Genomic DNA, 11,714 nt, shown 5'->3' with positions numbered 1-11,714 from the left:
GAAAGTAATAATAATTTTAATTTTCAGGCTTAAAACTTTGTTCAAGTTCAACGCTGGCTCCTTTCATTTCTCCTTTCATCGGAGGGGAGGTTTTGGTTATTTTTAATTTAATATAATCAATCTGCGAAAATTTTTCATGAATTTTAGAAATGATTCTTCCAGCAACATGTTCTAGTAATTTAGATTTTATTTTCATTTCATCATGAATAATATCGTTGATGTCTGCATAGCTGATGGTGTCATTCAAATCATCAGATTCTGCGGCTTTCCACAGATCGGTGTGAAGTTCCACATTCAGAATATAATAGGTTCCGATAATATTTTCTTCAGGCAGAACTCCGTGATAAGCATATATTTTTACGTCTTCAAGATAAATCTTGCTCATATTTTTCTAATTTTTATTAAGCAAAAATCGTTTTAATTCTTCAAAATCGGGAGCTATTTCTGTACTTTTTTTATCTTTTTTCATTAAATCTTGTAATGATTCAGGTAACTCAATTTTAATATTGGTCGCTTTTTCTACGGCATCAGGAAATTTTACAGGATGCGCGGTTTCCAAAATAAATCCTTTTTTATTTGGATTTTCCGTTAAATATTTTTCCAAGGCTGCATAAGCAACGGCTCCGTGAGGTTCCAATAAATAATTATCTTTTTCATAAACCTCACGAATTATGTGTAAAGTTTCCTCATTATTAATAGAATAACCAGAAATTGTATGTTGCAAATTTTGAAATTCATTTTCAAAAAGCTCCAGAATTCTCACAAAATTACTCGGATTGCCAACATCCATCGCATTCGAAAGGGTAGCAATCGTTTCTTTAGGTTCTAATTTTTGAGTTTTTAAATACTGAGGAATCATATCATTTTCATTACAGGCAGCAATAAAATGTTCAGCAGGAAGTCCTCTGAAATGTGCTAAAATTCCTGCACAAATATTCCCGAAATTCCCACTTGGAACACAAATCACAGGATTTTCTTTTTCCAATTTCTGCCATTGTTTTAAAGCCAACAAATAATAAATCTGCTGAGGAAGCCATCTTGCCACATTAATAGAATTCGCCGAAGTCAAGAATAAAGTTGAATTGATTTCGTCATCTGCAAAAGCCTGTTTTACTAAATTTTGACAATCATCAAAACTGCCGCCAACTTCCAAAGCAAAAATATTTTCACCCAAAGCGGTCAATTGTTTTTCCTGAACTTCACTCACCCGATTTTTAGGATAAAGAATAATAACATTAATGTTTTCTGTATTGTAAAAACCATTAGCAACCGCACCTCCTGTATCGCCGGAAGTGGCAACCAATACCGTTACTTTTTTATTTTCATCTTTTAAAAAATAAGAAAGACAGCGACTCATGAATCTTGCACCAACATCTTTAAAAGCCAAAGTCGGTCCATGAAAAAGTTCTAAAGAATAGATATTTTCATTGATTTTTTTCAAAGGAATTTCAAAGTTGATGGTTTCTGAAACGATTTGCTTTAAAACATCAAGCGGAATTTCGTCTCCCACAAAATCTTTCATACATCGAAAAGCAATTTCTTCATCGGAATATTGATCTAAATTTTCAATAAAATCTGTATCAAATTGTGAAATATATTCAGGAAAAAATAGCCCTTTTTCTTTTCCTTGACCTTTTATAGTTGCAGTTTTGAAATCAACAACTTCTTCTTTATCTTTTAAATTATAGTATTTCATTGGGTTATATTTTGTGAATAATTTTTTTAACATTAAGACTTTATAAGGATTTAAGATTAATTAAGGAAACATCTTTGATGTTTTTTAGCGAAATGCTTATTATTTGACGAAGTCAAATTCCTTAAAAAACTCTTTTTAAGTTTGTAAATTTCTAAACTTCTTAATGTTTAAATGAATTAAGTATAGAATTAATCTTCAATAACTTTGATTCCTGACGGATTTATTTTTGAAACATACACAAAGCTTTCAATGTTGATTTCATCATAAGCAGATTTCATCATTTTAGCAATATTCTGTGCAGTTTCTTCTTTTTCAGATAACATAAAAATAGATGGCCCCGAACCCGAAATTCCGCCTCCTAATGCTCCCAATTCCAAGCTTTTTTCTTTGACTTCATTAAATTTCGGAATCAAAATACTTCGGACAGGCTCTATAATCACGTCATTTAAACTTCTGCCAATCAATCCAAAATCATTTTTCTGAATTCCGGCTACCAATCCGGCAATGTTTCCCCATTGTTCTATCGCATCCTTTAACAGTAGAGTTTTCTTTAAAATCTGTCTTGCATCAGAAGTTTTTACCTCAACCTGCGGATGAACTGCTGTCACCCATAAATCAGGAGAATTCAAAGGAATAATATTAATAGGATCGGAAGATTTAACTAAAGTTATTCCACCATAGATGCAGGGCGCAATATTATCCGCATGTTTAACTCCTGAAGCTAATTCTTCTCCAAACATTGCGAAATAAACCAATTCTTCTTTAGATAAAATATTGCCTAATAATTCATTAGCCCCAACTGCTGTTCCGGCTGCACTTGCTGCACTCGAACCCAATCCGCTTCCGGGTTTTATTTTCTTATTAATAATGACTTCAAAACCATTTTTCAAATTTAAATGCTCCTGAATTTTCATTAATACAACTCCGGCAACATTTTGTGATGGTTCTTCCGGCAATCCGAAACCGTCTGTATGTTTGATGATAATTTCTGGGGTTTCTAATAGTCTCAACTCCATTTCATCATAAGGTTCATGAATGGCCATTCCCAAAATATCGAATCCACAAACCAAATTGGCGACGGTTGCCGGAACTTGTAATTTTATTTTTTTCATAATTAAAATTTTAAACTGACCGAACAATATCTGCGAAAACTCCACTTGCCGTAACTTCTGCACCGGCACCGGCTCCTTTTACTACCAATGGTTGTTCAGAATATCGCAAGGTTTTAAAAATAACAATATTGTCTTTTCCATACAGATGATAAAGATCGCTTTCAGGAGCAATATGATGTAAACCGACTTTAGCTTTTCCTTCATTAAATTCAGCAACATATTTTAAAATTTTTCCATCCTTTTTGGCATTATCCAGTAAATTTTTAAAATGACTTTCATATTTCAAAAGAGCGTTGTAAAAATCTTCTACGCTGCCTTTCATACATTCTTCAGGAAGAAAACTTTCATTTTCAATTTCATTAAATTCCAATGAATAACCTGCTTCTCTCGCGAGAATTAAAATTTTTCTTGCAACATCTGTTCCGGTTAAGTCCAATCTTGGATCAGGTTCTGTATAGCCTTCTTTTTGTGCCTGAAGAACAACTTCCGAAAAGGTTTGTTTGCTATCGTAATTATTAAAAACAAAATTTAAAGTTCCACTCAAAACTGCTTGAATAGACGTAATTTTATCACCACTTCTCATCAGATCATTAATGGTCCCGATGATGGGAAGTCCGGCACCAACGTTTGTTTCAAAGAAAAATTTGCAACTGTGATTTCGGGCAATATTTTTTAAATTTTTATAGTTTTCAAAATCTGATGAAGCTGCGATTTTGTTACAAGCGACAATATTTACACTCTTTTTTAGCAATTTTTCATAAATATTTGGAATATCTGAACTGGCGGTTACATCCACGAAAACAGAATTTCTTAAGTTTCTTGAAATAATTTCCTGAGCAAACTTTTCCACAGAAGCATCTTCACCATTTTTATTAAAATGTTCCAATTCATTTTCTGAAATTCCTTTATCTGAGAAAATCATTTTACGACTGTTAGAAAGTCCTGTAATTCTTAAATTAATTAAAAGATTTTCTTTAAGATATTCGTTCTGATCGTAGATTTGCTGAATTAATTTCATTCCCACATTTCCTGTTCCGCAGATATAAAGATGAATCTGTTTTATTTCTGATTCAAAAAAATCTTCATGCAAAACATTCACTGCTTTTTTTGTGTCTTTTTCTGAAATCACAATGCTGATATTTTTCTCCGAAGAACCTTGCGCAATGGCTCTGATGTTAATTCCGTTATTTCCCAGACAACCGAACATTTTTGCACTTACACCGCTTCTGCTTTTCATATTTTCTCCAACCAAGGCAACAATGGAAAGATTTTTTTCAATTTTTACGGGTTCGACTCTTTTTAGTTTTAAATCATCTTCAAAAACAAAATCAATAGCATTTTTTGCATTAAAAACATCTTTTTCATGAATAGCAACTGTGATAGAATGTTCTGATGAACTTTGAGTGATGAGAATAACATTCACCTTTTCATTGCTTAAACATTGAAATAATTTTGCCGAAAATCCGGGAATTCCAATCATTCCACTTCCTTCTAAAGTTAGTAAAGCGATATTGCTCATATTCGAAATTCCAACAGCAATCTGTTGATTTTCAAAATTTTGCTTTTCTAATTGATGAGAAATTAATGTTCCGAATGCTTCTGGTTCAAAAGTATTTTTAATTTTTAAATCAATATTTTTAACCATTACTGGTTGAAGGGTAGGCGGGTACAAAACTTTTGCTCCGAAATGCGAAAGTTCCATGGCTTCGGAATATGAAATTTCGGCAATGGGTTTTGCATTGGAAACCAATCGTGGATCGGAAGTCATCATTCCACTTACGTCTGTCCAAATCTGAAGTTCATCGGCATTGATGGCAGAAGCGATAATCGAAGCTGTAAAATCGGAACCACCTCGTCCTAAAGTTGTAGGATTTCCTTGATCATCTCTAGCTATAAAACCTGGAGCAATAATAATCTGATGTTTGTTTTCATTTAAATATTTTCTGAAATTTTGCTCGGTACGTTCAAAATTTACTTTTGCATTGGTGAAATTACTGTTGGTTATAATTTGTTCTGAAGAATTCATCCAATGAGCATCTAAACCTTCAAATTTCAGTTTGGCTGCAATGATATTAGAAGAAAGAAATTCTCCATAAGAGGTTATTTTATCTTTTATTCTGTCAGTAAATTCTCCAAGTACAAAAATTCCGTTGCAGATGTCTTCGATGTCATTGAAATGTTTTTTTACGAAACTTAACCATGAACTTTGCTCTAAAACGGAGATTAATTCTTTAACAACATTTAAATGTTTTTCTTCAAGATTTTTAATGATCTGAGTATAATTTTCATCTTTTTGAGAAGCACTTTCTGCCGCTTTTATGAGTTGATCTGTAACTCCGTGAAGTGCTGAAACTACAACGATTATTCTGCTTTCAGATGCTTCTTTTTTTATGATATTTTCAACAAGCAATATATTTTGAGCGTTGGCGACTGAAGTTCCGCCAAATTTTAAAACTTTCATTATTTAAAATTTTAGTGATAGAAAATTGAAATTTTTACTCTTTAGAAAAAAGAGTACGCAAGCGTATAATGATATGTGAAAATAGACCCCGTTATGGGGTAATAGTAGTTTTTGTAGCAATAATAGAAACAAAATTTCCTTCCGAAATGGAGAAATTCGGAGTTGAAATTTTAGATATGTTTCTTAAAAAATTCATTGTTACAGAACAAATGTACAAATTATTTTGAAATGACAATTTTTTTAAGAAAGAAATATTTTTATCATTTTAGTGTGATTTATTTAAATATTGTATCTTTATAAGATAAACTAAATCAGATTACTATGAAACAACTCAGAAAATTAAACAGAACTCATTTAAAACAAATTAGTGGGGGAGCAGTTCCTCCGATATCTCATTGTAATGGTTGTCCAACAGGTGCTTTTGGCCCTAATGATTCATATTCCTGCGATGCCTATTGGGCTCTTCCTGATTTTTGCAGAAACTGTGTTCTTGTTAATATGGAGTGTTTTGTTCCCATTACCATTGATTTTTAACTAAAATAAAAACTACTATGAAAAATCTAAAAAAACTTTCAAGAAAAGAACAAACAAAAATCCAAGGTGGCTTTACGCAAGTTCAGATAGATGCCTGCGGTGGTGAAGCTTATGTATGTTTTCGTGGAGGTGGAGCTTGGGGATGCTGGCGAAATCCCGGCGGAACCTGCTACGCACCTTTGGTTTAAGGTTAAAATAAAAAAGCACTGTTTCTACAGTGCTTTTCGGTTTATTTTATACTTTTTGATAGATCAAGCATGGCCTCGATTGGCTTTAATGCTCTTAATCTCAATTCTTCGTCGATCAGAATTTCTGGAAGTTCGTATTTCATACATAAATACAATTTTTCCATCGTGTTACGTTTCATGTAGAAACATTCTGAACAGTTACAGCTTTCATCAAAAACCAAAGCTGGAATCAGTTCTTTATGAGGCGCACGTTTTTTCATTTCGTGCAAAATTCCTTCTTCCGTTGCGATGATGAATCTTTGACAATCGTCTTGTTCCACATAATTCAACAAAGCTGATGTAGAACCGATAAAGTGTGCTAATTTCAACACCGCTTCTTCACTTTCCGGGTGAGCAATTAATTTAGCATCCGGATTATCAGCCAGCTGTTGTGCAATTCTTTCCATTGAAAATGCTTCGTGAACGATGCAACTTCCATCCCAAAGAATCATATCACGACCTGTTTTTTGAGATAAATATCTTCCCAGATTTTTATCCGGTGCGAAAATAATCGGTCGGTCACTTGGAAGCGCTTCAATCACTGTTTCAGCATTTGAACTGGTTACAATAATGTCACTTTCAGCTTTTGTTTCAGCATTACAGTTGATGTAGGTTGCGATCAAAGCATTTGGATGCTGCTCACGCATTTTTCTCAAACCTTCTCCTGAACAGCCATCTGCCAAAGAGCATCCTGCCATGGTGTCAGGAAGAACTACTTTTTTAGTTGGGTTCAGAATTTTCGCTGCTTCAGCCATGAAATGCACTCCACAGAATACGATTATATCAGCATTGGTGTCTTTTGCCTGTCTTGCCAATTGAAGAGAATCTCCAAGGAAATCGGCAATATCCTGAATTTCTCCAGGCTGGTAATAATGCGCTAAAATAACCGCATTTTTTTCTTCTTTCAACTTGAGAATGGCTTTCACCAATTCTTCACCTTCCGGAATGATAAGGTCTTTTATATCCAAATATCCCCTAACCGGAATAGCCGATTTAGCCCTTTCTAATGTTTCGGTACTCATATCAACCTCAATGTTTTTGCTCACTAGAAATTAGAAGTCACAGAAATAAGAAATAAGAATTTTGACGTCATGTATTAAACCTCAAACTTCCAGCTCCCATCATCCATCCTCTTAACTCCCAATGAAATTTTTTATTAAACTTTCTATTTCTTCTTTTGCAATATTCAGATCGTTATTAATAACGATTCTGTCAAATTCTTTCGCGTAAGACATTTCTTCTTCTGCCTTTTCTACGCGTGTTTTGATGGTTTCTGCATCATCTGTATTTCTTGAAATCAATCTTCGTTCCAACTCTTCAATGGAAGGTGGTTCTATGAAAATCGATAATGCTTTTTCACCAAAATATTTTTTCAGGGAAATTCCGCCTTTTACATCAACATCGAAAATCACTACTTTCCCTTGATTCCAGATTTTTTCAACTTCAGACTTTAAAGTACCGTAATATTTATCCGTATAAACCTCTTCAAATTCAACAAAAGCGTCTTCTGATATTTTTTGTCTGAATTCATCCGGGCTTAAAAAATGATAATCCACTGCATGAACTTCAGTTCCTCTCGGTTGTCTCGTGGTACACGAAATCGAGAACTGCAATTCATTAAAAACCTCCAGAGAATGCTTTACTAACGTCGTTTTTCCGCTTCCGGACGGTGCTGAAAATATGATAACTTTATTCATATGGTTGTGGTTGGTAGTTTCTAGTTGATAGTTCTAAAACAAGCAACCATCAACTAAAACCCATCAACTAATTATAATACATTTAACGTCTGTTCTTTAATTTTTTCCAAATCATCTTTCATCATCACTACCAATTTCTGGATTTGTGCATGATTGGCTTTTGAACCTAAAGTATTGATCTCACGACCGATTTCCTGAGAAATAAATCCAAGTTTTTTCCCGTTGAAATCTTCATTGTCCATCACTTCTTTGTAATATTTCAAGTGTTGGGCAAGTCTTACTTTTTCCTCAGAAATATCCAATTTCTCTGTGAAATAAGCCATTTCCTGATAAAAACGAGTTTCATCAACATTTTCAAATTCTTTTAAAGATTTCTGATAACGTTCTTTTACGGCTGTAATTCTTTCTTCTTCAAAAGGAACGACTTCCGCTAAATTTTTATCAATATTCTGAATGTTTCTTTCCAGTTCTTCGTGAAGAATTTTTCCTTCCGTTTTTCTGAATTCTTCGAAACGATCAACTGCATTGTGAACAATTTTCGCCAACGATTCCCATTCACCTTCCGCCAATTCATCGGGTCTGGAAGTGATTGCATCCGGAAGTCTTACCGCCATTTTCAGATATTCGAAATCGGGTCCATCTCCAGCGATGTTTCGAAGTTCTTTCATGTAAGAATCAATTAATCCTTTATTGATTTTCACATCGTTCGTCTCCTCAAGATTCTCTATATTGATGTAGCAGTCTACTTTTCCACGGATGAGTCTATCATTAAGAATTTTTCTGATTTCAAATTCTTTCTCTTTATAACGTAAAGGAATTTTAATATTTAAATCAAAGCTTTTGCTGTTCAGTGATTTAATATCGATAGTAATTTTTTTTCCTTCAAAAACGTCTTCGGCTCTACCAAAGCCTGTCATTGATAAAATCATAGTTTTTTATTGTCGTACAAAGATAAACATTTAAGTCTATAGTGTGACTTTAACGTTATACTATCAAATTATTTTATTTAAACCATTAAGATTTTGATTAAGAAGTTAAGAATATTAAGATAAGCTTCGCTTTTAGCATAATACTTATAAAAATTTATTTGATTTTTTTCTTAATTAAACTTAACATCTTAAATGTTCTTAATGGTTTAAGATACATCGAAACTTTCATTAATAGATTTTGTAGTTAATAATAAAAGCTTGTTTTCGTAGATTTGTGCTGTGAAAAAGAAAACTTTGATTTCCGTAGTAGGACCGACCGGAATTGGAAAAACAAGATTGGCAATTGATTTGGCGAAACATTTCAATACGGAAATTATTTCCTGTGACTCTCGACAGTTTTTTAAAGGAATGGAAATCGGGACGGCGGCACCTTCAGTAGAGGAATTAGCGGAAGCACCTCATCATTTTATCGGAAATCTTTCAGTTCAGGAATATTATTCGATCGGGCAGTATGAGGAAGATGCTTTGAAAAAACTCAACGAACTTTTTGAAAATCATGATACCGTTATTTTGGTTGGGGGAAGTATGATGTATGAAAAAGCCGTGATTGAAGGTTTGAACGATTTACCGGAAGCCGATGAAAATAATCAGAAAAAATTACATGAAATTCTCGAAAATGAAGGAATTGATAAACTTCAGGAAATTCTGAAAGAACTCGACCCCGAATATTTTGCGGTAGTTGATTTTCATAACCACAGAAGGCTTTTGCGGGCAATTGATGTAATCTGGCAAACGAATAAAAAATATTCTGAATTAATAGCTGTTTCACAAGATTCAAGAGATTTTAAAACTATTCGAATAGGAATTGAAGCGCCAAGAGAAGAATTGTACGACAGAATCAATAGGAGAGTGGATATGATGATGGAGAAAGGTCTATTGGAAGAGGCGAAAAGTTTGGAAGAATTTAAAGATTTAACGGCTTTGAAAACGGTTGGTTATTCAGAATTATTCAAATATTTTGATGGCGAATGGGATTTGGATTTTGCCGTTTCTGAAATTAAGAAAAACAGCCGAAGATATGCAAAACGTCAACTGACCTGGTATCGAAAAGCGGATGATATTCATTATTTGCAATTGGGATATTCGCAGGAGGATTTTGATGGGTTGATTGGGTATATTAATGAACAAATTTTGAAATAGTTTCTTGTTGGAAAAATGCAAAGGCGCAAAGATTTTTAATATTTTGTCACGTTTTAAGGCGCAAGGATTTTATCTTCGATAAAATTGTATAATGTTGAACTTTGCTGAAATTTTTTAACCATTAAGATTTTTATTGAGAAGTTTAGAATATTTAAGAGGAGCTTTGCTTTTAGTATAATAATGCTTATTAAAATCTATTTGATTTTTCTTAATTAAAACTTAACTCCTTAAATGCTCTTAATGTTTCAAAAATTTTACGGATTGTCATTCTGACGAAGGAAGAATCTCCGTTAACAATTTTAGATTCTTCACTTCACTTCGTTCCATTCAGAATGACAGAACGCATAATTATTTAATCTAAAAACATAATTCAAAAACAATAAAAAATGCGATCCCGAAAGACCGCATTCATTAACAATATAATTAAATTTACTACTTCCAACCGCCTCCTAACGCTCGGTACAAGTCTACAATACTGCTTAATCTCTGTCTTTTTACGGACGCTAAATTAAGCTCTGCCTGTAGAGAATTTCCCTGAGCTGTTATTACTTCTAAATAGTTTGCCATTCCGCCTTTGTAAAGCATTTCGGCACTTTTAATTCCATCTTTTAACGTTGCCACCTGTTCGATTGCTTTTTGTTCCTGAACTTTTAAGCTTTCATTAGAAACCAAAGCATCAGAAACTTCACCTACCGCATTTAAAACAGATTGACGAAACGCCAATACATTTTTCTCTCTCTGGATTTTAGCAACATTTAAATCTGTTTTTAATTGTCTTTTCTGAAAAATAGGTTGAGTAATTCCACCTAAAACAGAACCGAACAATGATGCCGGAATTGAAAACCAATTGTCCACTTTAAATGAATTCACTCCTCCGTTTGCAGTAATTTTCAATGAAGGATACATATTTGCCTGAGCAATTCCCACCATTGAATTTGATTCTAATAATACCAATTCCTGTTGACGAACATCCGGACGACGGCTTACCATCGCTGCAGGAAGCCCCGCAGAGATATCCTGTGGCAAAGACGTATCAGCCATTTCAATGGTTCTTGTGATTTTGTTCGGATTTTCACCAATCAAAATACTTAAAGCATTTTCCTGAATCGCGATATTTTGCTCCAACTGCGTAATCAAGAGTTCTGTGGATTGTTTTTGAGAAGTTGCCTGCTGAACACCCAAAGATGTTGTATCACCACTTTTCCATAATTTTTCTGTCAAAGAAAGGGTGTTGGTACTTAATTCTAAATTTGATTTTGCAATCTGCAATTGCTTGTCAAGCATCAATAAATTATAATATCCCTGAGCAATTGCCGCAACTACTTGGGTCTGAATCGCTTTTGTCGCTTCGTAAGTTTGCAGATACTGCATTTTAGAAACTTCCTGTTGATTCTTGATTTTTCCCCAAATATCGGCTTCCCAAGATAAGTTGAAGGCCGCATTATAATCTTCAACATGGCTTTGACCTAAAAATAAGTTTAAGCTTTGCCCATTCATGCTGTTTTTTGAAGGTTTTGAAATCTGCGCTGAAACGCCAAAACCAACATCAGGATATTGAAGATATTTTGCCTGTTTTAATTTTTCCTGTGAAGAAGCCACCTGTTTTAAAGCAATCTGTAAATCGTAATTGTTTTTAATTCCTTTTTCGATTAAATTTTGCAACATCGGGTCGCTGAAAAATTCTTTCCATTGTAAGTTCGCAACGCTTGCTGTATCGGCCGTTGCGGTATATTGAAACGTTTCCGGAAGCTCCAGCTCAGGCTCCTTGTATGCCAGTTTCGACACGCAGGAAACCGAACCCAGAGCCAGTCCAAAAGCGAAGATGATATTTATTACTTTTTTCATAAGTCGATATTTA

11 protein-coding genes are annotated in these 11,714 nt (G+C 33.8%); 3 read left to right on the top strand and 8 right to left on the bottom strand.

What is annotated here, in order from left to right:
- Positions 1 to 16: 16 nt before the first annotated feature.
- The 4 genes from folB to thrA form a co-directional block, all read right to left on the bottom strand.
- The gene (folB, locus tag OXQ85_RS01770) at positions 17 to 385 is read right to left on the bottom strand and encodes a dihydroneopterin aldolase (protein WP_267401973.1); all 369 of its coding nucleotides are present in this window, start codon (positions 383 to 385) and stop codon (positions 17 to 19) included.
- A 6-nt stretch (positions 386 to 391) separates the two neighbouring features.
- Complete coding sequence (gene thrC, locus OXQ85_RS01765) at positions 392 to 1,696, bottom strand: threonine synthase (protein ID WP_267401972.1); 1,305 nt, start codon at positions 1,694 to 1,696, stop codon at positions 392 to 394.
- 188 nt (positions 1,697 to 1,884) lie between these two features.
- A complete protein-coding gene (locus OXQ85_RS01760; protein ID WP_267401971.1) occupies positions 1,885 to 2,808 on the bottom strand; it encodes a homoserine kinase in 924 nt (307 codons plus the stop codon).
- A 10-nt stretch (positions 2,809 to 2,818) separates the two neighbouring features.
- Positions 2,819 to 5,269 carry a bifunctional aspartate kinase/homoserine dehydrogenase I gene (gene thrA, locus OXQ85_RS01755; protein ID WP_267401970.1) on the bottom strand — a complete coding sequence of 817 codons (2,451 nt, stop codon included), beginning with the start codon at positions 5,267 to 5,269 and terminating at the stop codon, positions 2,819 to 2,821.
- 321 nt (positions 5,270 to 5,590) lie between these two features.
- On the opposite strand from thrA, the gene OXQ85_RS01750 reads away from it, so the two are divergent.
- Both OXQ85_RS01750 and OXQ85_RS01745 read left to right on the top strand, forming a co-directional pair.
- A complete protein-coding gene (locus tag OXQ85_RS01750; RefSeq protein ID WP_267401969.1) occupies positions 5,591 to 5,803 on the top strand; it encodes a hypothetical protein in 213 nt (70 codons plus the stop codon).
- Positions 5,804 to 5,820: 17 nt separating this feature from the next.
- Positions 5,821 to 5,991 (top strand): hypothetical protein, encoded by a 171-nt coding sequence (locus tag OXQ85_RS01745; RefSeq protein WP_267401968.1) that lies wholly within the window; start codon positions 5,821 to 5,823, stop codon positions 5,989 to 5,991.
- 41 nt (positions 5,992 to 6,032) lie between these two features.
- On the opposite strand, the gene nadA is transcribed toward OXQ85_RS01745, so the two are convergent.
- The 3 genes from nadA to OXQ85_RS01730 form a co-directional block, all read right to left on the bottom strand.
- Positions 6,033 to 7,052 (bottom strand): quinolinate synthase NadA, encoded by a 1,020-nt coding sequence (gene nadA / locus OXQ85_RS01740; RefSeq protein WP_267401967.1) that lies wholly within the window; start codon positions 7,050 to 7,052, stop codon positions 6,033 to 6,035.
- Between the two features lie 111 nt (positions 7,053 to 7,163).
- Complete coding sequence (gene gmk, locus OXQ85_RS01735) at positions 7,164 to 7,727, bottom strand: guanylate kinase (RefSeq protein WP_267401966.1); 564 nt, start codon at positions 7,725 to 7,727, stop codon at positions 7,164 to 7,166.
- Between the two features lie 71 nt (positions 7,728 to 7,798).
- Positions 7,799 to 8,656, bottom strand: coding sequence for a DUF1732 domain-containing protein (locus tag OXQ85_RS01730; RefSeq protein ID WP_267401965.1), 858 nt, complete (start codon positions 8,654 to 8,656; stop codon positions 7,799 to 7,801).
- A gap of 294 nt (positions 8,657 to 8,950) precedes the next feature.
- Here OXQ85_RS01730 and miaA point away from each other — a divergent pair, with 294 nt between their 5' ends.
- Positions 8,951 to 9,856, top strand: coding sequence for a tRNA (adenosine(37)-N6)-dimethylallyltransferase MiaA (gene miaA / locus OXQ85_RS01725; protein ID WP_267401964.1), 906 nt, complete (start codon positions 8,951 to 8,953; stop codon positions 9,854 to 9,856).
- Positions 9,857 to 10,288: 432 nt separating this feature from the next.
- Here the strand turns inward: miaA and OXQ85_RS01720 are convergent, their stop codons facing one another.
- Entirely contained in the window at positions 10,289 to 11,701 is a 1,413-nt protein-coding gene (locus tag OXQ85_RS01720; protein ID WP_267401963.1) for an efflux transporter outer membrane subunit, read from the bottom strand.
- Positions 11,702 to 11,714 lie beyond the last annotated feature (13 nt).

The sequence above is a fragment of the Chryseobacterium sp. GM_Chr_2 genome, from assembly GCF_026540445.1.
In the GTDB taxonomy this organism is placed as follows: domain Bacteria; phylum Bacteroidota; class Bacteroidia; order Flavobacteriales; family Weeksellaceae; genus Chryseobacterium.
The sequence above is the reverse complement of the archived record's forward strand: the minus strand, read 5'-3'. Positions and strand labels throughout refer to the sequence as shown.